Annotated in this window: 20 protein-coding genes; 9 read left to right on the top strand and 11 right to left on the bottom strand. The window is 58.3% G+C overall.

The annotated features are described in order from the left end of the window. The first annotated feature begins 30 nt into the window (after positions 1 to 30). The 3 genes from CA51_RS19430 to CA51_RS19420 all read left to right on the top strand — a co-directional run bounded on the left by CA51_RS19430 (position 31) and on the right by CA51_RS19420 (position 1,941). Positions 31 to 1,146, top strand: coding sequence for a lipase family protein (locus CA51_RS19430; RefSeq protein WP_145122855.1), 1,116 nt, complete (start codon positions 31 to 33; stop codon positions 1,144 to 1,146). A gap of 86 nt (positions 1,147 to 1,232) precedes the next feature. Further along, complete coding sequence (locus tag CA51_RS19425; RefSeq protein WP_145122854.1) at positions 1,233 to 1,646, top strand: hypothetical protein; 414 nt, start codon at positions 1,233 to 1,235, stop codon at positions 1,644 to 1,646. Between the two features lie 55 nt (positions 1,647 to 1,701). Next, positions 1,702 to 1,941, top strand: a complete 240-nt coding sequence (locus tag CA51_RS19420; RefSeq protein ID WP_145122853.1) for a hypothetical protein — start codon at positions 1,702 to 1,704, stop codon at positions 1,939 to 1,941. A gap of 666 nt (positions 1,942 to 2,607) precedes the next feature. Here CA51_RS19420 and CA51_RS19415 read toward each other — a convergent pair. Next, positions 2,608 to 3,387 (bottom strand): M90 family metallopeptidase, encoded by a 780-nt coding sequence (locus CA51_RS19415; protein ID WP_145122852.1) that lies wholly within the window; start codon positions 3,385 to 3,387, stop codon positions 2,608 to 2,610. 11 nt (positions 3,388 to 3,398) lie between these two features. Then, positions 3,399 to 4,043: a BON domain-containing protein gene (locus CA51_RS19410; RefSeq protein ID WP_145122851.1), complete on the bottom strand. Its 645-nt coding sequence runs from the start codon at positions 4,041 to 4,043 to the stop codon at positions 3,399 to 3,401. 252 nt (positions 4,044 to 4,295) lie between these two features. Here CA51_RS19410 and CA51_RS19405 point away from each other — a divergent pair, with 252 nt between their 5' ends. The 3 genes from CA51_RS19405 to CA51_RS19395 all read left to right on the top strand — a co-directional run bounded on the left by CA51_RS19405 (position 4,296) and on the right by CA51_RS19395 (position 9,035). Continuing rightward, complete coding sequence (locus tag CA51_RS19405; RefSeq protein ID WP_145122850.1) at positions 4,296 to 6,206, top strand: hypothetical protein; 1,911 nt, start codon at positions 4,296 to 4,298, stop codon at positions 6,204 to 6,206. A gap of 133 nt (positions 6,207 to 6,339) precedes the next feature. After that, positions 6,340 to 6,732: a hypothetical protein gene (locus CA51_RS19400; protein ID WP_145122849.1), complete on the top strand. Its 393-nt coding sequence runs from the start codon at positions 6,340 to 6,342 to the stop codon at positions 6,730 to 6,732. A gap of 47 nt (positions 6,733 to 6,779) precedes the next feature. After that, complete coding sequence (locus tag CA51_RS19395; protein ID WP_145122848.1) at positions 6,780 to 9,035, top strand: efflux RND transporter permease subunit; 2,256 nt, start codon at positions 6,780 to 6,782, stop codon at positions 9,033 to 9,035. On the opposite strand, the gene CA51_RS19390 is transcribed toward CA51_RS19395, so the two are convergent. Both CA51_RS19390 and tsaB read right to left on the bottom strand, forming a co-directional pair. Then, positions 9,032 to 10,933: a 6-phosphogluconolactonase gene (locus CA51_RS19390; RefSeq protein WP_145122847.1), complete on the bottom strand. Its 1,902-nt coding sequence runs from the start codon at positions 10,931 to 10,933 to the stop codon at positions 9,032 to 9,034. The two genes, CA51_RS19395 and CA51_RS19390, sit on opposite strands and share 4 nt — an antisense overlap. Positions 10,934 to 10,981: 48 nt before the next feature. Next, positions 10,982 to 11,764, bottom strand: coding sequence for a tRNA (adenosine(37)-N6)-threonylcarbamoyltransferase complex dimerization subunit type 1 TsaB (tsaB, locus tag CA51_RS19385; protein ID WP_197451323.1), 783 nt, complete (start codon positions 11,762 to 11,764; stop codon positions 10,982 to 10,984). Positions 11,765 to 11,924: 160 nt separating this feature from the next. On the opposite strand from tsaB, the gene CA51_RS19380 reads away from it, so the two are divergent. Both CA51_RS19380 and CA51_RS19375 read left to right on the top strand, forming a co-directional pair. Beyond that, a complete protein-coding gene (locus CA51_RS19380) occupies positions 11,925 to 12,677 on the top strand; it encodes a metallophosphoesterase family protein (RefSeq protein ID WP_145122845.1) in 753 nt (250 codons plus the stop codon). Positions 12,678 to 12,796: 119 nt separating this feature from the next. After that, positions 12,797 to 13,546 carry a metallophosphoesterase family protein gene (locus CA51_RS19375; RefSeq protein ID WP_145099434.1) on the top strand — a complete coding sequence of 250 codons (750 nt, stop codon included), beginning with the start codon at positions 12,797 to 12,799 and terminating at the stop codon, positions 13,544 to 13,546. On the opposite strand, the gene CA51_RS19370 is transcribed toward CA51_RS19375, so the two are convergent. Together CA51_RS19370 and CA51_RS19365 are read right to left on the bottom strand one after the other, a co-directional pair. Further along, positions 13,543 to 15,186 carry a sodium:solute symporter family protein gene (locus tag CA51_RS19370; RefSeq protein WP_145122844.1) on the bottom strand — a complete coding sequence of 548 codons (1,644 nt, stop codon included), beginning with the start codon at positions 15,184 to 15,186 and terminating at the stop codon, positions 13,543 to 13,545. The genes CA51_RS19375 and CA51_RS19370 overlap by 4 nt on opposite strands. A 3-nt stretch (positions 15,187 to 15,189) precedes the next feature. Then, positions 15,190 to 15,870, bottom strand: a complete 681-nt coding sequence (locus CA51_RS19365) for a GntR family transcriptional regulator (RefSeq protein ID WP_145099440.1) — start codon at positions 15,868 to 15,870, stop codon at positions 15,190 to 15,192. 225 nt (positions 15,871 to 16,095) lie between these two features. Here CA51_RS19365 and CA51_RS19360 point away from each other — a divergent pair, with 225 nt between their 5' ends. Continuing rightward, the gene (locus CA51_RS19360; protein ID WP_145122843.1) at positions 16,096 to 17,109 is read left to right on the top strand and encodes a sugar phosphate isomerase/epimerase family protein; all 1,014 of its coding nucleotides are present in this window, start codon (positions 16,096 to 16,098) and stop codon (positions 17,107 to 17,109) included. A 6-nt stretch (positions 17,110 to 17,115) separates the two neighbouring features. On the opposite strand, the gene glpK is transcribed toward CA51_RS19360, so the two are convergent. The 5 genes from glpK to CA51_RS19335 all read right to left on the bottom strand — a co-directional run bounded on the left by glpK (position 17,116) and on the right by CA51_RS19335 (position 25,677). Further along, complete coding sequence (gene glpK / locus CA51_RS19355; protein ID WP_145122842.1) at positions 17,116 to 18,612, bottom strand: glycerol kinase GlpK; 1,497 nt, start codon at positions 18,610 to 18,612, stop codon at positions 17,116 to 17,118. Then, positions 18,609 to 20,168: a glycerol-3-phosphate dehydrogenase/oxidase gene (locus tag CA51_RS19350; RefSeq protein ID WP_145122841.1), complete on the bottom strand. Its 1,560-nt coding sequence runs from the start codon at positions 20,166 to 20,168 to the stop codon at positions 18,609 to 18,611. The genes glpK and CA51_RS19350 overlap by 4 nt, the downstream gene beginning before the upstream one ends. After that, positions 20,165 to 22,156 carry a thioredoxin domain-containing protein gene (locus CA51_RS19345; protein ID WP_231745788.1) on the bottom strand — a complete coding sequence of 664 codons (1,992 nt, stop codon included), beginning with the start codon at positions 22,154 to 22,156 and terminating at the stop codon, positions 20,165 to 20,167. Before CA51_RS19345 ends, CA51_RS19350 begins: the two co-directional genes overlap by 4 nt. A gap of 49 nt (positions 22,157 to 22,205) precedes the next feature. Next, complete coding sequence (topA, locus tag CA51_RS19340) at positions 22,206 to 24,947, bottom strand: type I DNA topoisomerase (protein ID WP_145122840.1); 2,742 nt, start codon at positions 24,945 to 24,947, stop codon at positions 22,206 to 22,208. Between the two features lie 301 nt (positions 24,948 to 25,248). Beyond that, positions 25,249 to 25,677, bottom strand: coding sequence for a thiol-disulfide oxidoreductase DCC family protein (locus CA51_RS19335; protein WP_145122839.1), 429 nt, complete (start codon positions 25,675 to 25,677; stop codon positions 25,249 to 25,251). Positions 25,678 to 25,837 lie beyond the last annotated feature (160 nt).

The following is a 25,837-nucleotide window of genomic DNA, read 5'->3' as shown; positions in this document are numbered from 1 at the left end:
TCCTTCTGTTTTTAGCCATCGAGTTGCATTATGAATCTTCTGACATCAAACCTGTGGCCCATCTGGGTCTTGTTTTCGATTGCCGGTTGCGGTGGGCTCTACCGTTTGACGAAAGGCGAGTCGCCCCGTAATTGGTTCGCTTTCGCTACATTTTTGGGTGGGCTGTTGCTGGTCGCAGGAGCGATCGTCGCTAACTCGACACCAGGTGGGATCGACGTCATCGACGACGATCCGTGGGACATTGATCCCGTGCCGCCCGTCATCGCCGACTCCGATGTTGAGAAACTGCGGCAGTGGTGGGACAGCGAAGGGACAGCCAATTGGCCAGCTTCCGAAGTCCTGGCGGAGATCAGCGACGTCGCCTACGAGACGCCGGTTGATGCGAGTCGATCGCTGCGTGGATTAGGTTTCGATACCGTGGAGACGGTCGAGTCGAACACGATGCTTGGCTACGTGGCCATTCAGGACGATGTTGCCGTCATCGCATTTCGTGGCAGCGAGAACCAAACCGGCGATTGGCTAACCAACATTTCGCGAGCACCAACACGCATCGCCGATGGCGACGTCCACTCCGGATTCTGGTCGCGATACCAAACGCTGAAGCGGCAAATCGAGACGGCACTGAGAGGTCACGACGTGCAGCATTTGTGGGTGACCGGTCACAGCCTCGGCGGTGCTCTTGCCCTTTGCTGCGCCCATGATTTCGATGCCAATGGTCGGCAAGTTGCTGGTGTGATGACTTTCGGGCAACCGATGATCGCACGCCAGTCGCTAGCCGACCACATCGACGATCAACTGATTGGGCGATATGCGAGGTTCGTCAATAACGACGACTTCGTTGCACGGATCCCACCGAGTTACCGCCCCTGCGGTCGTTTGGTTTGGTTCACGCCCGATGGATTGAAGCGATCGCCTCGAAAGCGTGTCGCGTTCGGAGCCCCCAGTGATACCGAAGAGCCTGCCGACATTGCGGAGATCACTCCGGCGAGCGACGTCGAGCTACAGCAATGGCTGACGGATCAACAGCAACCCGCCCCGCAAGTCAACGACCGCGGCGAAGTGCTATTGCAAGGCAGTTCACCCTACATCGCCGACCATTCGATGGTTTTCTATATCGAACAGGTCTTGGGGCTCTTGAAAAAATGAAAACAACATTGCATAGGCGTGTTCAGGCTTCTCGCAATCAAAGCCCGATTCCGCTTCTCAAAACTACTTGACCAACAGCAATCCAAATGACACGAGAAATCACGCCGACATCGCAGGCCGACATCGTCAAGTTTCTTGAAAAGGATTCCTCGTTTGCCTTCGAGATGCAAGTACGTAAGCTCTTTGCCGCTAAACGACTTCGCTACCGCCATGGTGGAACGTACGACGACCCAATCGAGCGCAAGCCACGTCAGTTTGACTTAACCGCCGATCTTAACCTTGTCGATGGCTACCTTCCTGTCAGGCTTCGCATGGCGATTGAGTGCAAGTGCCTGAGTGAGTTCGCGCCCATGCTGGTTTACCGTTCGCCACGGTCCGCGTATGAAGCCGGACACTGTGTTGTCGCTAGAACTTGCGGCGATCGAAACGCCGTCCGGGAAGCAATCCAGCATGAACAACCATTGCCAATTCTCTCGAGCGAGACAGGTCAGCCTTCCTAAGGCTTGCACGTTGGAATTTCAGCCGAGCCGCAGCATGTATTCGTCTGGAGAATTTGTGGGCAAGTCGGCCGAGTGCATTACCAAGGACCGCAACGGAAACATCAGAGGCGGAGACAAGGAAATTTATCCGCGTTGGACACAGGCTTTGCAGTCCGCAACCGCAATGCTGCCCGAAGTAGTGAACGGCTACTCCGATGAAAAAGCGATCGTCATCAATTGGATCGTCCCGATCTTGGTAGTTCCGGACGATCGGCTCTTCGTCGTCGACTTCGATGACAGCGGTGTTCAGACGTAACCTCCGGCGCCAGTGGATCGAACATCGTTTTTCGTCGACTACACACCATCCGGCATTTCGATCGCTGGTCCCGAATTCCGATTCGGCCACTTGGAGATTATGACCTTTTCGCACCTGAAATCGTTCGTTGGCAGAGCAACACATGAGGACATGCGTTTCTTTGTCGAAGAACACCTCAACGAACACGAGTGTTTCAATCAGCTTTCCCGGTTCTAGCTTTGTCGCAGAGACAAATTGATTGAATTGAAATTTGTGATTTTGGGGACAGGCAAATTTGGGAAGTCCCGAAGGGGACAACCACAAAATGATTGCCGTTGCAGGGGCGGATGCCCTGAATTACGTAAATACGGCACTGCGAGAAACGCCTACGTCGCGGTATCTTCTTTTGCTTTCGGTTGACCACTGGAGGGCTTTGTGATGGCTCGGCAATTGCGGGGTGAGGTGACCGATCCGGAACGGGTGCAGATCCGGAAGGGGACAGCCACAAATTGATGGGCAAAGTGTGGCTATCCCTGAATCGTCTGATCCCAAATCGGATAGCGCGAATCAAGCAGGTCAGTGACGCGACGACGCGAATTCTTGAAGAGCCGATTCCAGCCGTGCGAACCTGCGGATCGAACCTGTTCCCATTAAGGCGACGGAATACTCGGTGCCGGAGAGAGCGGGCTAGCCGTCGAAACGCGCGGCGGGATTTTGGCGATAGTACTGCGAGAAGATCTCGTACAGTTCCGGATGTCGGGCGCGGAACGATAGCGGGCGTTCGAAGAAGGTTTCGGTAGCGACGGCGAAGAATTCGCTGATGTGTTCGGCGCCGTAGCTGTTGATCACGTGAGAGCGTCCGTATTGGCAATCGGATACCAATTGCTCGTACTCGCGCTCGATGAGCGTCTGCCAGCGGTCGAACTGAGCTTGCGTTTCCATCGGCGGCGTTCCATCGACGACGCGTCCGTTGAGCATATCCAATTGATGTGCAAATTCATGCAGCACCAGATTGTTGCCATCATTGTCGCGGTCGCCATCTTCTAGAACATCGGCCCAGGAAAGGATTACCGGCCCGCGATACCAGGCTTCTCCCTCGCGATGCGAGACGCCTTCCATCAGGACTCCCGATCCGATCGACGTGTGACTCTTCGCCGTGTAGACGTCGGGGTAGACAAGGATCGATTGAACCATGTCGAAGAATTGATCGGTGAAACCGAGGCACAGCAGGCTGATCTGGGCTGCGATCGTGACCCGAATCTCATCGTTCATGGTAAGGCCCTGGCAGCCTTCCCAGTTTTTTTCCGCGATGAAAACGAGAGCGTCCGATTCGAGCTTGGCTCGCTCGTCGCGGTTTAATCGATGCACATATGCAACGTTGCGATCGATGATCTGCGACCAATCGCTGCGCATCGGTTGCCGACGGATGCGGTCGCGCCGCCGCTGTGCAATCCAGCTAAAAATCATCGCAGCGTCGCCTACTCAGCCGAACCGGGTGGGATCAGTTCGCCCATGCCTTCGACGATCAAGCGGTTGTCGACTTTCGAGACGCCCGGTTCCAGCCGCATCAGCATCTCGGCCATGCGACGATCTTTCTCCGTCTTGACGCTTCCCGATAGCACGGCGGTGCGATCGTTCATCTGCAAACGGACTCCCGTCATGCGAGCAGCGACGGGCAGATTGACTAAGCGATTTTGAATCGCCGATTGCCGCGAAGCGACACTCGGACGGTCGACTTCGATGTCGCCGCGGAGACGCGTGCGGAAGGTTTTCTGGTTCGATTGCGACTGGCCTTGACCACCGGCACCAAACAATTGATTGAACGCTCCGCCAAAGGCTCCACCCATCGCACCGCCACCCAACGCGGTCGATCGCGCCCCGGTGCTGCCGGCAGCCGCTTGGCCCTGAGTGCTGAACGCTGGGACGGTGCTGCCGGAGGCACCGATCGTGCCATCGCGCTGCACGCCCCCGGCAAACGCCGTATCGACGTCGATCGTCGCCAGTTCGCCATTGGCGGTTTGCCCGGTGGTGCCCGCGTTTCCGCCGGCGTTCCCTTGAGCGTGGACGTTCGCGACCAATCCAGGTGCTGTCAGCAGGATGCTGATGGTGATCAGATGCTTCATCGGGTTGGCTCGAAATGCGGTTTGAAACTTATACAACCATCGTACTCATGATTTCGGCTGTAACGAACATGCCGCACAAACTTACGGCCTCAGTAACCGATTGTATCGATTATCGCAAAGATGCCAAAAATTATTCTTATGTCGGCCAAGTGCGGCAATAAACCCACGAATACAATGGATCCACGCGAGCACTCCCCCCAAATTGAGCCCGCGCCACTCGACAACTCAATCCTTACAACAGGTGGCCCACGAATGTTCTCCTCCTTCCGCTGCGGGATCTCCGCATGCCTGCTATCGCTGTTGACCGTATCGGTTTCGATGGGCCAATCCGATCCGCGGCCGACCGCCCCGCGTTTGCTGCCGAGCGATTCTCTGGCCTATTTCCGGATCGACGATACCGCCGGTTACCGTCAGGTCTTGCGAGAATCATCCGCCGGGCGAATGGCTGCCGATCCGCAGGTCCGACCGTTGGTATCCCAAGTCTATACAGGGGCTCAGGATTTGTTCGCCAATCTGAGCGAGCAGCTTGGCGTGACGCTGGATGAATTGCTGGCGATCTCCCAGGGGGAGCTTTCGGTTGCGTTGGTGCCGAGCGATGCCGAGGCGCGGATTCAGCGGATGAAACAGACGCCGGCCGATGGCGATGCGACGGAAACCAAGCCCGGGGCCGACGATGAGTCGCCCGAAGCGATCCGCGAGCGGTTGCAACAAAAAAGCCGGGAACAGCGGCTGACGACGCGACTCTCCTTTGGCGTCGTTGCGATCATCGAATCGGGAGACCAAACGCCCGTGCTGCGTCGATTGTTGGAGACCGCCGAAGGGCAGATGACAAAAAATGGATTCCGCCGGACCGTGGCAACCGAACAGGACGTCGAGATCGTTTCGCTGCAGCGCGGTAATCGCCCGCAATCGATGCACTACTTAATCCACGAGGACACTTTGGTCATCGGCAGCGATCTCGATTCGGTCCGCGACATCCTGATGCGTTGGAAGGGCTCGCTCAACGACGACCGCCTGTCGGCCAACTCGAACTTTACGACAGTGATGAGCCACTGTGTGGGAACGGAAGAGACGCGTCCTCAGCTGACTTTCTACGTCGATCCTTACGGGATCCTCGACAAAGCGACGGCTGCCGGCGGCGGGGCGGGTATGGTCCTGTTCATCATCCAGAACCTGGGGCTCGAGGGAATCAAGGGAATCGGCGGCAGCATTTTCACCGGGGGAAAACGCTTCGAAACGATCTCGCACGTGCATCTATTGCTGGATCCGCGTCGTGGCGGTGTGCTGTCGGTCGTACGACCGCAACAGGGCCCCGTTGGACCGCCTAGCTTTGTCCCCGCCGATGCTACTGGATTCATGGCGCTCAACTGGGAAGTCGAAAAGTCACTCGATGGTGCGCGACGTGTCTACGATCAGATCCGTGGCGCGGGCAGCTTTAACGAAGACATCTTCGGGAAAGCGAACCGACAGCTGAAAATCGATCTGCAGACCGACTTGATCTCGCAACTGACCGGTCGATTTACCACGTCGAACTGGCTCGAAACGCCAGCCCGATTTGGAAGCCAAGTCAACTTGTTCGGCGCTCAATTAAAAGATCCCGTTGCCGCGGAAGAGACGCTCGGCAAAGCGATGGCAAACCTGCCCGACTGGAATGCGGAAAAGTTCGCCGGCGTGACGCTGTACGCCGGACGCGAGGCGAAGATTCCCGAGGCGATGCAAGAATACATGCGCAGCGGGCAGCCGCACATTGCGATCGTGGGAGACCATTTGGTTTACACCGACAGTCGCCAGTTCCTGGAACAGGCGATCAAGACTGAAACGGGGAACGGGCCGGGCTCGATCTCGAATCTGATCGAATACGATTTGATCGCCGGGGAACTGTCGGGCCAATTGGACGGTCGCCCGCCATTCATGTTCTCCTTCACCCGTCCCGATGAATCGTTCCGGGCGGTTTACGAGATGCTGAAGGCACCGCCGATGCGTGAGGGGCTGCGTCGACTGGCCGAAAACAATCCGGTCGCCAAGATGTTCCACCAAGCGTTGGAGGACAACGACCTGCCGCCGCTTTCGGTTTTCACTCAATATATGGCCCCGGCCGGTTCGTTCGCCTACGACGATACCAGCGGTCTACACATGGCCAGCTTTGGGCTGAAGAGCGAATAGAGCGAGCGTTGCGGGGTGATTGGGGCCGCGATCCAGGGCTGATCCGATCTGTTCAGCTGCACCCCAATCCGGTACGTTGAATTCGTCGGCTAATTTGCGTTTACGCCCATTCACCTCCCATACGGCAACTGCCATGAAAGCTTTCTCTGTCGCGTTGATCGGTCTCGCTGTTTTGCTAACCGGTTGCGAAGACCAGCAGTCGCAAAAGTCGGAGAAATCCGATGGCATCGATATCAAATGGCCTGGAGGCGGTTTCTCTTACGATGCGGAGAACGGCGTCCAGGTCGATGCACCGGGCGTCGATGTCGATGTGAAACCGGGGCAGCGTGTCGACGTGAAAGCCGGTGGCGTCGAAGTCAATCACGAATCGGGACGCGGCGTCGATGTGAAGACGCCCAACGTGAAGGTCAAAGCGAATCACGATGGCGACGTCGAAGTCGACACGCCGAGGGTGCGAGTCGACCGCGGTTCGGATGGTTCTCTGGATGTCTCGACTCCCGAATCTCGCAACCAAACCGACCTGTAGCACCCGCGTTTGGTGAAGCTTGAAGTCGGTTAGGGAGAACACGACGGATGCGAATCTGGGCGCGATTGACTGTAGGCCGGCCGGTCTTGTTCTTGTGCATCGTGCTGGCGGTGACCGTCGGCTGTGGCATGGGCCTGCTGCGACTTCGCTTCGACACCTCTCCCAACGCCGTCTTTTCGAGCAACGACCGCTCCAGTCATCAGCTGAGCGACCTGCACGAGGTCTTCGGTCCCGATGACAACGATCTGTTGTTGATGATCGAAGGGGATCGTCTTCTAGACCCGCAATCGATCGATAGCTTGCGAGCTCTCCGCGATCAATTGCAATCGCTCGACGATGTCGCCGGCGTCGCAAGCGTCTTCGATTTGCGCCGCGGCGGGGCGATGTTGCCCGTGCTGCCCGAAGCGATCCCGCCGGGCTGGGATGCGGAAAAGATCCGCCACGACCTGACATCGCATCCATCGGCCGCGGGGCAATTGATCAGCGACAGCGGCGAACTGATGGTCTTCTGGGTACTGTTAAAAGGACGCGATCTAACGCAGTCGCAAATCGGATCGGCGATCGCACCGATCGACACCGTGATCGAAGGCTTTGAAACCGACAGCGGTCTGCGCGTTTGGAAAGCGGGCCATCCGGCGATTCGCGACGGCGTGTTGTCTTCGATCCAAGGATCGCTGTTCTACGGATCGGCCTTTGCCATGATCGCCGGCATGACCGCATCGTTGCTATTGTTCCGCGGCCTGGCTCCGGTTGGCGTCTGCATGTTGGGGCCGACGCTCGGTTCGATCTGGACGTTTGGCTTGATGGGCTGGTGCGGAGTGGCCGTCGGCGGGCTGACCAGTTCGCTCCCTTCGCTGATCTTCGTGATCGGCCTGACCGATGCGATCCATCTGCTGTTGGCAGCGAATCGCCGCTTGGCCGCCGGGCATACGCGACGCCGCGCGATCTATGCATCGTTGTTGCGAGTCGGCCCGGCGTGTCTGTTGACTTCGTTGACGACGATGATTGGCTTCGGTTCGCTGCAATTGTCGCGGTTGGATGCGGTCGCGGAGTTTGGTTTGTGGGCCGGGATCGGTGCGGCGGCGGCATTGATCGCTGATCTGTGCGTGTTGCCATTGGCGATTCGCTTCCTGCCCGAATCGCATTTGCACAGCCGCCGCGGCAGCAGCGTCCCGTGGATGGAAGGGATGATGGCGGCAGTTTCACAGATGCCGCTGCGGATTCCGATTCGCGTTTCGCTGCTGGGAATCGTTGCCTTTTTTGCGATGTTGCCCTTTGCGATCGATCAGAAAGTCGATATCCGCTGGACCGAAGCGATCCCCGAGGCGGATGAGACCAACGAAGCGCTGCGGCTTGCCGACGCGGAACTTGGCGGCGCGCTGCCGGTGCTGATCATCATCCGCTGGCCCGAGACGTTGTCGTTCCCGGCGTCGGAGATCAACGTCGTTGCCGGGCGGGTTTCCAAAGCGGTCAAAGAGACGACAGGCTTCGCTCCGCCAGCATCGATCTACAACACGTTGGCCGGATTCCCAGGGCGTTCGTGGGAGGAGAAGTATCAATTGATCGAAGGTCGCCGTGGCGCTGTCGATCGGATCTTCAACCCCGATCAGCGGCAGATGCTTGTCAGCACGCGGGTTCCCAACGACGGAGCGATCGCGTTGGAGGAGCGTCTGTTGCGGTTGGACGCCAAGCTGGAACCGATCGTGGCGACGCATCCCGATTTCGAAATCGAAGTCACCGGCACCGTCGTTGCGGCGGCGCAGAACATGCGAGCGGTGATCGGCGATCTGGCTCGCAGCCTATCGGTGGCCAGCGTCTTGATCTTCGCGGTGATGTCGATTCAGTTTCGATCGCTGTTGATCGGCTTGATCAGCTTCATCCCCAACATGTTGCCGCTGTTGATCACCGCCGCCGGATTATCGATCTTGGGCTATCCGCTGCAGATCACTTCGGCACTGACGTTTTCGCTGTGCCTTGGCCTGGCGGTCGACGACACGATCCATGTGATCACGCACTTTCAACAGGATCGCAGACCGACACGATCGGTCGCCGAATCGGTTCGCATCACGATGCTTCGCGTCGGGCCAGCGCTGCTGCTGACGACTGGAATCTTGGTCGCTGGATTTGGATCGATGCTGTTGAATCCAATGCCCGCGATCAAGTTGTTCTCAGCGCTTTGTTGCATCACGATGATCGCCGCGTTGATCGGCGATCTGATTCTGTTGCCTGCGCTGCTGATGGTTGCATTTCGCAAGCGGTCGATGGTTCGCTGGCCCCGCCGCGCGATGGTGCCAACGCGTTAGATCGGTTCGCCGTTCCAGCGAGTGAAGGCTTCCAACGCGTAATATTCTGGCAGCCCACATTGGTTGTAAGCGTCGGCGGTGCCACGGTTGCGGTCCTCGGCACGCTGCCAAAATTCGCGTGGATCGCTGCCGGGGAACAAGGCTTCGTCCTTCTGGCTCTCGTGCATGAAGATCGCTTTGCGCTTCAGCTCCAAATCGTCGGGACTCAACGGCACCGCGATCTCGATCTCGTGCAACGCGTATTCCTGCCAAGCCCCGCGGTACAGCAGCACCTCGGGAACCGGTTGATTCTTTTCCTTCAATCGTCCCAGTGCCAGGAAGATCGCTTCGGCGCAGACGCGGTGCGTGCCGTGAGGGTCAGCCAGATCGCCAGCGACAAAGACGACGTGTGGTTTCACTTTCAGCAACAGATCGTAAATGATCTGCACGTCGTCTTCGCCGACCGGATTTTTTGTGACCGTTCCGGTGCGGTAGAAGGGAAGGTCCAAGAAGTGCAAGTTCTCTTCTTGGCAGCCTGCTTTGACAGCTGCCGCGCGGGCTTCGCTCCAGCGGATCAGGCCTTTGATTCGTTGGATCTCTTCGCAATCGGGTTGTCCCGGTTGCTTGGAATCGAGACCGCGGCGGACCTGTTTTTCAACTTCCGCCGACCGATCCAAATCGATGTTGAACAGCCGGTTGTATTCGGTCACCAGATCGGCGACGCGGAGCGCGTCGTGATCGAAGACGGCGATGTTGCCGCTGGTCATATAAGCGACATGCGTCTGATGGCCGTCTTCGACCAAGCGGATCAAAGTGCCGCCCATGCTGATCACGTCGTCGTCCGGATGGGGACTGAAGCACAAGCAGACCTGATCGTCGCGACCGGCCGGATGGTAATCGATCGTGTCCATCATCATCCGAAAGACGCGATGAGCCAATCGTTCGGCGGGACCGTAATGACGCAGCAACTGGTGCAGGTCGTTGACGCGAAAATCGTTGTCGTCCAGTTTCAGCAGCGCCTTGCCAGCGACTTCGCTGAGCCACAGGACCGCCCGCTTGATCATCGGTTCGTCCCACGACATGTTGCCCAACAACCATGGGGTCGCGATGCCGGTCAGCAGCCCCGCGGCGGGTTGGTCGAGCAACAATTCGAGGTTGCCATGTTCTTGCAGGAAACTGGCGGGAACGCGATCGGTGATCCCTCCTTCGAATGCTTCGCGGACCAGACCGGCTTTGTGTTCACCCAACGCCAGGCAGAGGATCTTGCGAGCGTTGAGGATCGTTTCCAAGCCGGCGGTGACTGCGTGCGTCGGAACGTACTCCTCGCCGAAGAAGTCGCTCGCGGCGGCACGGCGGGTGACCGGATCGAGCGTACACATCCGCGTATGGCTGTTGCGAATGCTGAACGGTTCGTTGAACACGACGTGGCCGTTGCGACCGATTCCGCAGACGACGATGTCCAATCCGCCGTCGTCCTGGATCGCTTTTTCGTAAGCGTTGCAGACCGCCTCGATCCGATCGACGCTGACGGTCGTGTCGGGGACCAACACGTTTTCGGCGGGAATGTTGACGTGGTTGGTCAGATGGTGGCGAATCGAAGTCAGATGGCTCTGCGGACTCTCGGGATTCAGCCCGATGTATTCGCCCAACAGATAGATCTTGACGTTGGAGAAGTCGAGCTTTTGCTCGCGGTGCAACCGGATCAATTCGCGGTACGTGCCTGTGGGGGTCGAACCGGTCACCAATCCCAAGACGGTCTGCTTGCCAGCTTGATTGTGCGATTGAATCGATTCAGCGATCGCGGCGGCGGCGTACGCGGCGAGATCGCCACTGCGATCAAAGGCGAGCGTGGTGACGGCGGTTCCGTCGACAAAGCGGCTGTGGTCGGGAGCGGTAGAACTGGAGCTGGATGCGAGCAAGGGATCGGCCTTGGGTGGAAAGGGGACAATCGAGCCGCATCAATTGTGTCAAATTTTCTTTGCTTGCGAATACGTGCCAGCCGAATTTTGGCGATTGTCTTTTTCGTCCGCCATTTCTTCGGCAGCACTCTTACGAAGGTAACGCGGCACCAACGACCAGTAATCGTCCCGCTTGCCTGATTGATACATCTTCCAAGCAAGGCGTCCGAGCGTCGCCGCCATCGGCCGCGGCCAGCCATCAAAGGTCGTCCCATATTCGACCTCGCTGGCGGCGGAAGGTTCCGTTGCCGAAGCGTCCCGATTCGGCAGCGGTTCCGCAACGCGGCGTCCTACCGCGTAAATGTCCATCGCCGCCTGTAAATCATCCCATCGACTTCGATCGACAATTTCAGTCGCGACATCGGCCGGGTCGATTTTTTCGTCCAAGTGCTCGGTGCGGATGAACAACTGGCCACGATAAGCGTTGGTGCAGACGGCGATCCGTCGCGCCGCCGCGGGGAATTGATCGGGGTTCGCCAGCCAAGCTTCCCGCTGCTGCTGGCAGATGATCGCCAGCGAATCGACGGCGACAAGGTCGGCTTTCAAGGCAAAACAGAGCGTTTTTGCCGCGGTCACTCCGATCCGCAGCCCGGTGAACGATCCCGGTCCCACCGAAACGCTGACCAGGCCCAGCGGCGGATCGCCGGCCGGAATCGACTGCAGTAAGGTCTGGATCGCGGGGGCAAAGCTGGCCGTTGTACGCTGCTCGACCGTCAAATTCAGTTCGCGGACCAGGTGATTGCCTTGTAACAAGGCGATCGAGGCTTCACGCCCGCTTGTTTCAATTGCCAAATGCCAGATCATTGTGGGATTGTGCCCGGAAAAACGTAGAATTTACAATAGCTTGTTTCCCGTAACGAGGGACAAGAGGAATAGCATGTGGTGGAACTCTCTACAACGACGGGCTATAGTTTCCCCTTGAACAAGCGTTCCAGCCACGAGGTGCATTAGCGTGAAGCGAGCTCTGATTAGCGATATCCATGGAAATCTGGAAGCGCTGCGCGCTGTCCTTGCCGATATCGATTCGCAAGACATCAGCGAAATTGTCTGTTTAGGGGACATTATCGGCTACGGTCCCAATCCATGCGAATGCCTGGATCTCGTGATGAAACGCTGTGCCATCACGATCTTGGGCAACCACGATCAGGCGGCGCTGTTTGATCCCGACGGTTTTAATCCCGTCGCCCTGCAAGCGATCTATTGGACTCGCGACAAATTGGACAGCGGCCCGGCCAGCGAATCGAACCGCCGCTGGGACTTTCTTGGCACGCTGCCCCGTTTGCACAAAGCCGAACCTTTTATGTTCGTGCACGGCAGCAGCCGCGATCCAACCAACGAATACGTCTTCCCCGAATATGTCTACGATCAGCGGAAGATGGAAATCTTGTTCGCTCGTATCGAACATTACAGCTTCCAAGGCCACACTCACCTTCCAGGTGTTTTCACGACGCAGTGCGAGTTCCTGACGCCTGAGGAATGCAATTACGAATACCAGCTGGGCCCCGAGAAGATGATGGTCAACGTGGGCAGCGTTGGACAGCCACGCGATGAAGATCGCCGCTCCTGCTACGTCGTCTTGGACGACGAATCGATGAAGATCGAGTTTCGGCGGATCGAATACGACGTCGAAAAAACGGCTCAGAAAATTTACGACGAACCCGATCTTGCCAACATGTTGGGTGATCGTATTAAACTGGGGCGGTAAGACGACACGGCTTGGAACTGCGAGACTCCAGCCGATGCTCGATTTGAATAATCTGCCGGGGCTAGCCCCCTGCTGCAACACCAGCCGCCGTCGCGGCTGATTGAAACTAGGAATACTCCATGCCGCGTCAGGCGATCGTTAGCGACATCCACGGAAACCTTGTCGCGCTTCAAGCCGTGCTCGCCGACATCGCCGAGCAAAACGTCGACTCCATCGCCTGCCTTGGAGATGTTGTGGGCTACGGTCCGCAACCGTGTGAGTGCTTGGACGTCGTGGCGGGATTCGAGTTCACGATCCTCGGCAATCACGATCTCAGCGCTCTGTTCGACCCCGAAGGCTTCAACGCCGCCGCCGAACAAGCGATCTTCTGGACCCGGCGTCAGCTGGAAAACGGCACCGACAAAGAAGCCAGCCGCCGACGCTTGGACTTGCTGTGCAATCTGCCACGAACCTATCGCCGCGGCGGCATGTTATATGTCCACGGTTCGGCGCGGGGACCAACGACCGAATACGTCTTTCCCGAGGACACCTACAATCCTCGCAAGATGGAAAAAATCTTCTCGATGGTTCCCGAGGTCTGTTTCCAAGGGCACACCCACGTCCCGGGTGTCTTCACGCACGAGAATCAGTTCGTTCGCCCCGATGAAACCGGACACGTCTACGAACTGTCGGGGAAGAAGGCGATGGTAAATGTCGGCAGCGTCGGGCAGCCGCGCGACGGCGACCCACGCAGCTGTTACGTGATCGTTGAAGATCGCCGGCTGGAATTCCGCCGCGTCGAATACGATATCGAAAAGACGGTTCGGATGATCGAAGCCGAAGCCGACCTCGATAACTTTCTTGGCTATCGGCTCCGCGAAGGCCGTTAAGCATCCTTCGCCGGCGGCCGCATGCCGCTCGTCGCCAGCCCGGCAATGCATCCGATCACGACGATGCTTACCGTCCCCACAACGATCACCAAGAACTGGTGAAACGGGCTCTGCAATTCGGCCAGCTCTTCCGGCCACAGACCGCTTGTCGACAGCACCATCCAAGCGATCACAAGCGAACCGCTGCCGACCGCTGCGATCGCGGCTCGGCTGTTCGCCCGCTGGCTGATCAAGCCCAGCAGGAACAGTCCCACGATCCCGCTTCCTAAAACGCTCGACAGCGTCCACCAGACGTCCAGCGCACTTTCGGTTAACCGGACCAACGCAATCGCCATCCCGGTTCCCAGCAGGCCCCAGACGACGGTCGCGACGTGCAGCACCCGCATCCGTTGCCGATCGGTCGCTTCGGGGCGAACAAATCGCTGGTAGAAGTCGCTCATCACCAACGTGGCCGAAGAGTTCAGCGAGGTGGAAACGGTGCTCATCGCGGCGGCAAAGACCGCGGCGATCAACAGTCCCGAGAGCCCCTGTGGAAGGTGAGCCGAGATGAAGTGCGGGAAGACGCGGTCGCCCAGATCGCGCGGCGTCAGCGAAGCCGCTGTCGTGTCGAGTTGTTCCTGATAGCTGGGCGAGTAGATTTCGACGTTGTCGGCCGACAGGGTGAACTCCGGGTCGACGCCTTGCTGCATCAACCGCTGGCGAGCGACGATCTGCCGGACTTGGTCGAGGTCTTCGGGATAGCTGGAGTACCAAGCGAACAGCGAGGTTCCGATGAAGAAGAACAATGCACTGACGGGAACGTACAGTCCGGCGCTGATCCACAGACTGCGAGCCGCATCGCGATCGCTCTTCGCCGCGATGTAGCGTTGGATGTAGCTCTGATCGATACCGAAGTTCTTCAAGTTTTCGAACAGCCCAAACAGCAGCACGATCCAAATCGTCGGCTGCGAAACGGTCCAGATCTCGCTGCTGCCGAGCGAGAACTTTTCGGAATCGTTTGCGATCTGAAAGACCTGCCCAGGCCCTTCGGGCAAGCCGACTAAGATCACCGCCACGGCGATCAACGCACCGGCCAACAGAACGATCGCCTGGATCGCATCGGCCCAGATCACCGCCACGATCCCGCCGATGAACGCGTAGACGGTCACGACGATTCCGGTGCAAACGATAATCCAACGGATATCCCAACCGAAGATCACCGCCATCGGCAGCGCCATCAGATACATGACGACCCCGATCCGAGCGATCTGATACAGCAGATAGAACGCGCTGGCATAGACGCGTGCCCAGGCACCGAAGCGACGCTCTAGCAGCGCATACGCTGAGACCTCGCCGGTCGATCGGTATAACGGAACGAAGTACCGCACCGCGATCAGCGCGGCGAGCGGCAGGGCCAGCGAGAAGACAAACGGATTCCAGTTGTCGACAAACGATTTGCCCGGCAACGCTAGATAGCTGATACTGCTCAAAAAGGTCGCGAAGATCGACAGACCGCACAGCCATCCGGGAAGCGAACGGCCGCCGGTGGTGAAGTTGTCCGACGAACGGCTGTTTCCGGAGAAGTAGAGTCCGATGCCGATCACGCCGACAAAGTACAGGATTAGTACCGACCAATCGATGATCGTGAATTGCGCTTGCATGGTTTAACTTTCGTCGATTGCTTTGAGTGAGGCTTTGAGCCCGCGGCTGATATGCGTCGCCGAGGCAGAGCGTGATTTTTTGACATCGCCCGCTTGGATTGCCGTCAGGATCTGGAGATGGTCGTCGCAGGTGCTGCGCATCGTGGCGACATCGTAGCGGTGGCGGCGGATTCCAAACACGCGAGTCAGAACATGCGAGCGGACCGCCGTTCGCGCGAGCGCTTGGTTGCCCGTCGCTTCGATGATCAACATGTGGAAGGCAAAGTCGGCTTTCTCAAACTGGGCGGTCATCCGTTTGTTGGCGAATTCGGAACTGGAATTTGCCAGTTGATCGGTCAGCGCGAGCATCCGGTCGACTTGTGCTTTAATCTGATTCAACTGCTTCGTCGCCGCCCGCTCTGCCGCCCGAGCTGCAGCGTACGGTTCGATCGCTTCGCGAACCTCATACAGTTCGATCAATTCATCGCGGTCGATCTTGCGGACGATCGCGCCGAGCTGAGGCACTAGATCGACAAGACCCTCGTTCACCAATTGGCCGACCGCTTCGCGAACCGGCGTTGCGCTGATCCCTAATTCCTTGCCAATCGGTCCGTACAACAACCGCGTTCCCGGTTCGAATTCGCCCGCCAGCAACTTGCTGCGGAGATGGCGATAGGCGCGGCCTGCGTTGGTTTCGACTGCCATCGGTAGATTCTCTCGCGACAGAAAATGAGGATGAGTAGAAGACCACAGCGAAGCCTTTGCGGAGCGTCGATTGCCGTAAGTCTATAGACTAAGCGGAAGGCCATCGCGCAGCAAGCGTGTGCTGCACCGCTCATTTGTCGCGACGCTGCGGTTCCCGTTGTGGTATCATATCGCAACCGATCTGCTTTGGGGGCCCCGAATTCTCGATCTCGATAGGCGATGCCGATGCAACCCGAATCCTCTCTGAAACGACGCGATCTGTTGACCTACGCAGCTTTTGGCAGCGCCGCCTGGGCTGTCGCCAGTCAGGCCGAGGGAGCCGGCTCGACAGCGGTTCAGGGAGAATCGACCGCTCCGCCGCGGCCTCGTTATGCGATGAAGAAGTCGATCAATTTGTGGGCCTTCCCCTACCCCGACAAGATGTCGCTGCGGCAGTGCATGGAACTCGCCAAGGCTGCTGGCTTCGACGGCATCGAGCTGAATTACGATCTCGACAGCGAACTATCGCCCAAATCGGGGACCAAAGAATTCCATGCGATCCGCCGGATGGCCGATGAGATCGGGATTGAGATCAGCGGCGTCTGTTCGTTCCTGTTCTGGCCGTTTCCGCTGACCAGCAACGACCCTGCAGAGCGGACCCGCGGGATGGAGCTGGCAGGCAAGATGACGCAGGCCGCTCACGATTTGGGGACGGAGAATTTGTTGGTCGTTCCCGGAGCGGTCCACATGCCGTGGCGAGCCGATCACGATCCGACTCCCAACGATGTTTGCGATCGCCGGGCCCGCGAAGCGATCGGGGAACTGCTGCCTCAAGCCGAAAAGCTCAACGTTTCGCTGAACATGGAAAACATCTTCTTCAATGGTTTTCTGATGTCGCCAATGGAGATGGCCGACTTTGTCGACAGCTTCTCCAGCGAACATGTGAAAGTTCATTTCGACACCGGCAACATCATGGAGTACCAGTTCCCCGAGCACTGGATTCCGATCCTGGGCAAACGGATCAAGAACGTTCACCTGAAAGAGTTCACCAAAAAGGGAAGCGACCATTCGCTGGAGGCCTTCCGCCCGCTGTTGGATGGGACCACGAACTGGCCCGCCGTGCTGGCCGCCTTCGACCAGATCGGCTACGACAGCTATCTCACGTTTGAATACTTCCATCCCTACCAACACTTCCCCGAAGCGTTGGTCTACCAGACGGCCGATTCGCTGGACCGGATGTTGGGGATCAAGCAGGGCTGATTCGGCTTACGAGTTCGCCCAACCTTTGGAGCGTTCGACAGCCGTCTGCCACTTGTGATACCGCGATTCGCGAATTTCGGGATCCATCGCGGGCGTGAACTCGCGATCAAGCGCCCAGTTCTCTTTGACGGCTTTCAGATTTTTCCAATAGCCGACGGCAAGTCCCGCCAGATACGCGGCTCCCAAAGCGGTCGTCTCGCTGACCTTCGGACGTTGGACCGCCGTATCTAAGATGTCGGCTTGGAACTGCATCAACGCATCGTTGCAGCAAGCTCCGCCATCGACCTTCAAGATTTTCAGCTTAGTCCCGGCGTCCTGCTGCATCGCGTCGAGCACATCGCGCGTTTGAAAGGCCATCGATTCGATCGACGCGCGAGCGATATGAGCCGCCGTGGTGCCGCGCGAGATTCCCATGATCGCTCCGCGGGCGTGCGGGTCCCAGTGCGGGGCGCCCAGCCCAACCAAGGCCGGCACAACGATCACGTCGTCCGCACCGTCGACCTTTGCCGCCAGCGATTCGACGTCGCTCGATTCCGCGATAATTCCCAGCCCATCGCGCAACCACTGCACGATCGCTCCGGCGACAAAAACCGAACCCTCCAAGCAATAGGTCACCTTGCCATCGATTCCCCATCCGATCGTGGTGAGCAATCGATTCTCGGAAAGCTTGGGTGTTTCGCCGATATTCATCAGCATGAAGCATCCGGTGCCGTAGGTGTTCTTGGCGCTCCCCTCTTCGAAACAACCCTGCCCAAACGTCGCCGCCTGTTGGTCGCCGGCAACGCCTGCGATCGGGATCGCGCCGCCGAGAAACTCCGCTTTCGTTTCGCCAAAACTGCCGCTCGAAGGGAGCACTTCGGGCAACATCGCTCGCGGAATGTCGAGCGCCGTCAGCAGTTCGTCGTCCCAATCGAGATCGTGGATGTTGTACAGCAGCGTTCGGCTGGCGTTGCTGTAATCGGTTACATGTTTTCCGCCGGTCAACCGCCACAACAAAAACGAATCGACGGTACCAAACAGGACCTCGCCCCGTTGGGCTCGCGCTCGTAATCCGGGGTGACGATCGAGGATGTACTTTATTTTGGTCCCCGAAAAATAGGGATCGATCAAAAGTCCTGTCTTGTTGCGGAAGGTGTCCGCCATCCCGTCGCGCGTCAATTGGTCGCACAGGTCGGCGGTGATTCGGGACTGCCAAACGATTGCGTTTTGAATCGGTTTGCCCGTCTCGCGGTCCCAGACGACAACCGTTTCGCGTTGGTTGGTGATCCCAATCGCAGCGATGTCGTCGTGCGTCAGCTTCGCTTCCTCCATCACCTGGCGAGCGACTGCCAGTTGGCTGCTCCAGATCTCTTCGGGATCGTGTTCGACGTGCCCTGGTTGCGGCAGGATCTGCCGGAATTCCTGTTGCGCCACGCCACGAATCTGTCCCGAATGATCGAACAGAATCGCTCGACTGGAGGTCGTTCCTTGGTCCAACGCCAGGATGAATTTTGTCGTCTTCAACTCGCCACCTGCTTTCCAAACATCGTTAACAACCGCTGCTCACACTCCGCAACTTCCTGCCCCACACTTGTGGCTTCCAGAATTCCAGCCGCCACCATCCGCGCTGCCAGTTGGTCCAACGTGGCTCGCGACAGCCGTGGATGATACAGCAACATCAACCGACGCTCCACCAAGTCGCCCAATCGGCGAACGTGTTCGTCGGCGATGATCGCATCGACCACGGCCAGCGGGATTTGGGTGCCGACAAGCATTTCGCCATCATCAGCCGCTGTCGTCGCTTGACGGCAATCCTCGTGACCGGGGAAGGGGCGATCGCGGCCAAGATCTTTCGCCTCAAAACCGACTCGCTCGGCCAACCACTCGGCCGTCTCTTCGGCCAAGCTGCGGCAGGTGGTCAGTTTCCCACCGATGATCGACAGCATCGGCCACGGTTGGTCGGGATGATCGTGAAGGATATGGTTCCGCGTCACCGAAGCGGCCGACTTGCCACTCTCGCGATACGGCAGCGGTCGCACGCCACAGTAAAAGCATTCGATGTCTTGGCGACTGAAATTCGTTTGCGGAAAGAGCGAATTGACGACGGCGACCAGGTAGTCGAGCTCCTCGTCGGAAGCTTTCGCTTTGGCAGGGTTTTCGTCGAAGAAGATGTCGGTCGTGCCGATCAAGCAGCAGTCGCCGAAGGGGAGCAAAAAGACGGGCCGGCCGTCGTCCGCTTCCGCATAAACGCCGCCGCCAGCGAGCATCTCACGCAGTTGTGGATGGAACGTGATCAGATGACTTCCCTTAGTCCCGCCCATCAATCGCTTCGAATCGACGTCGATCCTTTTCAACGCGCGATCGACATAGGATCCCGTCGCGTTCACGACAGCTCGTGGTCGAAGCGTCCGCGCCGCGGCGGGAGGATAGGCGAGTTGAGGCTCCAGTCGCAGCGTCGCGTCATCGCGATGCGTCATGTGGTAGGTCAGTAGTTCAAACGTGACGCCGTGTTGTTTTGCCAACGCTTCGCAATCGGCGATCATGCCGACGACAAACCGTTCGGGAAAACGAATCTGAGCGTCGTAGTAGGAGCTGAGCCAACCGTAACGCTTCGGATCGACAGGGGGCACGTCGGGAGCTGTCAATTTGCGGCGGCGATGTTTGGGCAACGTGCTGGCGCGCGCAAACAGATCGTACATCGTCAATCCGACCCCGACCAACCAAGCGCCACGCGGTTTGGGAGTGGAGCGTTTGGCCGGTATCCCAAAGAAGTTCCGCGTCGCCGCGACCGCTCCGCCCAATCGCGACTGGCTAGGAATAAACAGCTCCAACGGTTTGACAAACTGCGGCGCCAGCTTCAGCAACCGCGAGCGTTCGTCCAACGATTCGCGGACCAAGCTCACTTCGGCGTATTCCAAATATCGCAGCCCGCCGTGGATCAGGCGACTGGAATAGGCGGTCGCCCCCGAGGCGATGTCGGCCGAATCGACCAGCACGACCGATTGGCCATTGATCAACAGTTGCCGCGCGATCGCGACGCCGTTGATGCCGCCGCCGAGGATCAGGATCGGATCATTCATGGTTTGGTTTCAGCAAGGATCTTGGCCATCGAGACCGCCGCGCGAGGCGCCGATGTGGGAGAGCGTTTCAGTAGACCAGCGACATTTGAAATCGTTCGCTGAGCATAGTCGCGGTATTGTGTCGGCGATTCGATGTGTTCATCGAGATACAACAGGTTCTCGGCGGCAACGCTGTTCCCCGACGGGATCGCACTGTCGACGGGATCTTTCGCCCGCGCGATCAACGATTGATGATCCTGTGAGGTGAAATAGAATCCGTCGCGTTTTTCGTCCCAGAACTGGGCAATCTGAATGTCGGTCAGAGTTCGCGCGGCGTCGAGCCACTGCGGTTCGCCGGTCGCTTCGTGGATCGCGATCAATCCGTCGACGAAAAATGCGTAATCATCGACGTAGCCGTTCAGCTTGGCCTGGCCCGCCGAATAGGTTCGGAAGAGCGTGCCGTCGGGTTGCCGCAACGATTTCAAAACAAACGTGGCCGCTCGTTTAGCGACCTCCACGTATTCGGGCTGCTGCAGCAGACGACCGGCATCGGCGTAGCCACGGATCATCAAACCGTTCCATGATGTCAAGATCTTGGTGTCGGTGATCGGAGCGGTTCGTTTCGCACGAGCCGCCAGCATCGTAGCTCGCAGCGGCGCGAGCGTCTCTCGCAACGCGGCGGCATCGCTATTCAAAGGTTCCGCAATCGCAGCCAATGGTTCGTCGGTCCGCGGGACAAAATATTCGCCTTCAAAATTTGGCTCGCCATCCAGGTGATAGGTCGCGGCAAAACGGGCGTAGTTTGGATCGCCAGCAAACGCTTTGAGATCGTCTTTCGTCCAACGATAGAACGCTCCCTCCTCCCCTTCACTGTCGGCATCGATCGCCGAATAGAAGCCACCTTCGGGCGACAGCATCTCGCGCGACGACCAAGCCAGTAGATCTTCGACCACCCAGCGGTATTCGGGATTTCCAGTCAATGCGAACGCCCGAGCGTAGACGCTGGCCAGTTGGCCGTTGTCGTAGAGCATCTTCTCAAAGTGTGGGACATACCAGAATCGATCGACGCTGTAGCGATGGAAACCGCCGCCCAGATGATCCTGGATCCCGCCAGCAGCCATCTTGTCGAGCGTACGGGTGAGCATCGCAAGCGCTTGATCGCGAACCGGTTCGTCGAGCGATTCGTCGGTTGCCCGGTGCAGCAGGTAGAAGAGATTTGATGGCTCGGGGAACTTCGGGCGATTCGATTGGTTTTCGACAAATCCAAAGCCGCCGTGTTCGGCATCATATTCTTCGGCCAGTCGCTGCCCGACGCGTGTGACCAGACCTAAAGAAGGTTCTGCTGCGGGAAGGACCGATGCCAGGTCCATCTGCTTCTGCAGCGCATCGGTCATCTGGTCGCCGCTGGCAAGGATCTGATCGTGGTCGCGTTCCCAGGCGGTTTGGATCGCTTGAATCAACGAGAGAAAGCCGGGGGCTCCTTCGCGATCGCCATCGCGGGCGGGGAAGTAGCTGCCGCCGTAAAACGGTTTTGCGTCGGTCGTCATGAAGACCGACATCGGCCATCCGCCCCGCTGCGTCAACAACTGGACCGCTTGCATGTAGATCGCATCGACGTCGGGGCGTTCCTCGCGATCGACCTTGATGCAAACGAAGTGCTCGTTCAGGTATTTCGCAATCTCCGCATCGGCGAACGATTCGCGTTCCATCACGTGGCACCAGTGACAGCTGCTGTATCCGACCGACAGAAAGATCGGTTTGTTCTCCGCCTTGGCTTTGGCAAACGCTTCGTCGCCCCACGGATACCAGTCGACCGGATTGCGAGCGTGCTGCAACAGATAGGGACTGGTTTCGGCAGCTAAACGATTTGGCGGATGCTGCTTGCCCGGCGGCTCATCGGCCCCGGCCGGTCGTCCCGGCAGGACGATTGCGATCAGCACCCCGATGCAAAACATCGCGGCAGGGAAGGGGCGAAAGACAACCGATCGGGAGGTAGGTGCGTGCGACATGCCAACATCGTACCACAACCAATCGGTGCGTGAGCATGCAGCGATTCGCTTAGGCTGGTGCGATCGTGTGCAGCTTCGGCTCGTAGCCATCTTCGACAACTTGGCCCTCGATCGTCTTGATCACCGGCAGCGGATGGGCTTCGACCCACGCGGCCCAATCGGCTTCGATCTTCTTCTGTTGTTCCTCTTCCAGCGACGAATAGGCGACGCGGCCACGGCACTTGGGAAAACTGGAACAGGAGAGCCACAGCCCACGTTTGCTGTCGCGGATGTACAGCGGATGCTCTTCGCATTTGGGGCACGTCAATTCGCTGACCATCGGTTCGGTCTTCGGCAGGACGACGGTTCCCTTCTTCGGGTCCAGCTTCAAGATGAACTTCACCTCGGGGTAGTTTTGGCTAGCCAGGAAGGGCCCAAAACGACCGGTCCGTTTGATCAACGGCGTGCCATCTTCGGGGCACAACACGTCGGTCTCCTCGGGTAGCATCGGGTTGCCTTCGCTGTCGATCGGCGCGGCGTAATCGCATCGCTCGGGCATCTCGTCGGAGATCTTTTGAAACTTCGCCTTGTCGTCTTTGGTCAGCTTCATCCAACCCAACTTGGCCGACGTTTCCTTGTGCAGCAATTGTGGCCGCGCTTTTCCGCGGGCCTTCTGCAACAGATAGGTTCCGTCGTGCCCTTCGGCTTGCACTTCGACAGGTTCGACCATGAACTTGGTACAGCCGAGGAAGCGTCCGTTGCGGCCAAATCGGTAGCAGGTTGGGGCTCCGCATTTGGGGCACTTCAGATGATCCGGTGCCGGTTCAAACTCCGCCTTCGCGTGGCTGGTGTTCTCCATCGCCTGTTCCAAGGCGTCTTTGAACGGATCGTAGAAGCGGTGCAGCAGTTTCTGCCACTCTTCCTGGCCGGTTTCGATCTCGTCGAGTCCGGCTTCCATCCGCCGCGTGTAACCGACATCCATGATCTCGGGGAACGCTTCGACAAGCTTGTCGGTGACAACTTTGCCGATATCGGTCGCCTTCAGACGGCGATCGCGTTGGGCGACCGGTTCGACGTATTTGCGGTCCTGAATCGTGCTGATGATCGCCGCGTAAGTCGACGGCCGGCCGATCCCTTCCTCTTCCAGTCGCTTCTGCAAGCTGGCTTCGGTGAACCGTGGCGGTGGGCTGGTGAACTTCTGTTGTGGATCGATTTCCATCGGCCCCAGTTGTTCCCCTTCGTTCAACTTTGGCAACACGATGTCGTCGCTGGTTGGAACGCCCGACGCGCGGTAGAAGCCGTCGAAGACAAGCGTTCGGCCGCTCGCCTTAAGCGTCGCATCGACGCCGGTCGGTTGGATCTCGATCGATGTCGAATCCCATTGAGCTGGCAACATCTGGCACGAGATGAACCGTTCCCAAATCAGTTTGTACAGTTTGTATTGCTCGTCGCTGACGTGCGATTTGACGATCGCGGGAGTCAGCGTGGCGTCGGTCGGCCGGATCGCTTCGTGAGCTTCCTGCGCGTCTTTGTTCGACGATTTGTAGAAGTTCGGTTTTTCGGGCAGGTAGTCCTTGCCGTAGTTCTGCTCGATGAAAGTCCGCGACATGTCGAGCGCTTCGCCCGACAAGTGAGTCGAATCGGTACGCATGTAGGTGATCAGACCGGTCTGACCGCGAGTCCCCTTCAGATCGATACCTTCATACAGCTGTTGCGCCGTACGCATCGTTCGCTGCAGTTGGAAACCGAGCCGGTTGGCCGCAGCCTGCTGCATCGTCGAAGTGATAAACGGCGGCGACGGGCGGCTGGTCGTTCGCCGCGTTTCGATCGACGTGATCTTGTATTCGGGAGCATCGCCGACTTTGCCGACAAAAGTGACGCGGTTCTTCGCCGGGCCCTTGCCTTTGGGATCTTCGGTTTCGATCGCTTCGTCGAGCGAGAAACCAAGCTGTTGAGCCGCCTCGAGTGCGACGGCGCGGTCGCTTGGTTCAAACTTGGCTCCGCCGAAACGGACCAGTTCGGCGCGGAGGCACTTCTGTTGGCTGAGCCATTCGTTTTGCTGCTTCAGCGTTCGCTCTTCCTCGCCGCTCCAGCTGCTCCATTTGCCAGCGATCTCCCCGGTTTTCGCCAGGTCGGTGGCGAACAGCGCGTTGATCTTCCAGAACTCGTCCGGAATGAAAGCTTCGATCTCCCGTTCGCGTTCGACGACCAAACGGACGGCGACCGATTGAACGCGGCCGGCGCTCAGGCCGCCCGCGACCTTCCGCCACAGCAGCGGCGAGACCTGGTAGCCGACGATCCGATCGACGATCCGGCGGGCCTGTTGCGCATTGACGACGTTGGTCGCGATCGTTCGCGGGTTCTGGAACGCTCGGGCGATATCGCCCTTGGTGATCGCGTTGAAGACAACGCGTTTAGCTTGCGCGGTGGGGACGCCTAACGCTTCGGCAAGATGCCAAGCGATCGCCTCTCCCTCACGGTCGAGGTCGGTCGCGAACCAGACGTCTTGGGCCTGTTTGGCAGCTTTTTGCAGATTGGTGACCGTCGGCTTTTTATCGGGCATCACCTCGTAGGTCGGCGAGAAGTTGTTCTGCAGATCGACCCCTGGAACGGGATGGTCCTTCCGCTTGGCTCCCTTGGGAGCACTCTTGGGCAGATCGCGGACATGGCCCACCGAGGCCATCACGAAATAATCGTTGCCCAAGTATTTATTGATCGTCTTCGCCTTGGTCGGCGATTCGACAATCACCAGGTGTTTCCCGGTGACCTCTTTCGGATCAAATGCGTATTTCTTAGCGGAGCGTTTAGCCATGCGGTTTCGTCACATCTCGACGGGGGCGGAGTTTACGAACGGTCTACGTTATATATGACCCAACCTAAGCGACAGGCAGCAATAATGTCTGCGATCGGAAGATTGATGGCATAAGACCCTCGGCAAAATCCTTAATATGCCAACCTTGTGCTTGTCAAGTACGCCGACAGTTTCTTTATAGGAACTCTTGACCGCCGATTGTTTGCCCAGAACTCGCATTCCCCCTGATCAGGCAGCTGGCGGAATTGGGCACTACCTTCGGCGAGTGGATAGCCGCCGACGGCACGCGGCAGACGGGGATCTAGGAATTCAGATGGATCTTACAGCTGCCCGAATCACAGTTTTTTCCTGCCAGGCGATAGCGACGCTTGGCGACTTGCTTGTACATCCATCGCCACACGCCCGCCGATCCGGGAAGGTGCAGCACCGGCATGATCGGCCAAAGTAAAGCGAGTTGGCGGCTGAGATAACGAACCGCATCGCTGCCCCCATGCCGTTTGCCCTGCCCGTCGACGACAAACATCTCCTGCATCAGGTCGTCGTGCGAAAGATCGGGATAGCGCTCGGCGACTCGTTCGTCGTGCAGCGAGATGAACGCTAGTCGGTTTCGCCGATCCAACCAGTTCAATCGCTCCACCCCGCCGCGGCAAAAATTGCACTGGCCATCGAAGATGACCACATCGGCATCGGGTCGCGAATCGGGATCGGCGAGATCGGGCGACTTAAACACGGGAAAAGCTCAGTAAAAACGAGGGCGTGACAGCAGACAAACCGCAATTTCGCGGCCGCTTGTAACATACCATACGCCGGTTATTCACAGCCCGGTTGTGCAGGGGGCTCCCTTGCGGTCATAAAGGTACGAGATTCTTGCCTTTATTTTATGTGAAACA

Source organism: Rosistilla oblonga (assembly GCF_007751715.1).
Taxonomy (GTDB): Bacteria; Planctomycetota; Planctomycetia; order Pirellulales; family Pirellulaceae; genus Rosistilla; species Rosistilla oblonga.
Note: the sequence above shows the minus strand (reverse complement) of the source record. Positions and strands in the feature narration are given on the sequence as shown.

Coding starts and splice junctions, on each gene's coding strand:
- CA51_RS19410 (WP_145122851.1), bottom strand. CDS start 4,043: ATGAAGCATCTGATCACCATCAGCATCCTGCTGACAGCACCTGGATTG.
- CA51_RS19345 (WP_231745788.1), bottom strand. CDS start 22,156: ATGTCGCACGCACCTACCTCCCGATCGGTTGTCTTTCGCCCCTTCCCT.
- CA51_RS19415 (WP_145122852.1), bottom strand. CDS start 3,387: ATGATTTTTAGCTGGATTGCACAGCGGCGGCGCGACCGCATCCGTCGG.
- CA51_RS19350 (WP_145122841.1), bottom strand. CDS start 20,168: ATGAATGATCCGATCCTGATCCTCGGCGGCGGCATCAACGGCGTCGCG.
- CA51_RS19425 (WP_145122854.1), top strand. CDS start 1,233: ATGACACGAGAAATCACGCCGACATCGCAGGCCGACATCGTCAAGTTT.
- CA51_RS19370 (WP_145122844.1), bottom strand. CDS start 15,186: ATGCAAGCGCAATTCACGATCATCGATTGGTCGGTACTAATCCTGTAC.
- CA51_RS19400 (WP_145122849.1), top strand. CDS start 6,340: ATGAAAGCTTTCTCTGTCGCGTTGATCGGTCTCGCTGTTTTGCTAACC.
- CA51_RS19430 (WP_145122855.1), top strand. CDS start 31: ATGAATCTTCTGACATCAAACCTGTGGCCCATCTGGGTCTTGTTTTCG.
- topA (WP_145122840.1), bottom strand. CDS start 24,947: ATGGCTAAACGCTCCGCTAAGAAATACGCATTTGATCCGAAAGAGGTC.
- CA51_RS19360 (WP_145122843.1), top strand. CDS start 16,096: ATGCAACCCGAATCCTCTCTGAAACGACGCGATCTGTTGACCTACGCA.
- CA51_RS19375 (WP_145099434.1), top strand. CDS start 12,797: ATGCCGCGTCAGGCGATCGTTAGCGACATCCACGGAAACCTTGTCGCG.
- CA51_RS19395 (WP_145122848.1), top strand. CDS start 6,780: ATGCGAATCTGGGCGCGATTGACTGTAGGCCGGCCGGTCTTGTTCTTG.
- CA51_RS19365 (WP_145099440.1), bottom strand. CDS start 15,870: ATGGCAGTCGAAACCAACGCAGGCCGCGCCTATCGCCATCTCCGCAGC.
- CA51_RS19405 (WP_145122850.1), top strand. CDS start 4,296: ATGTTCTCCTCCTTCCGCTGCGGGATCTCCGCATGCCTGCTATCGCTG.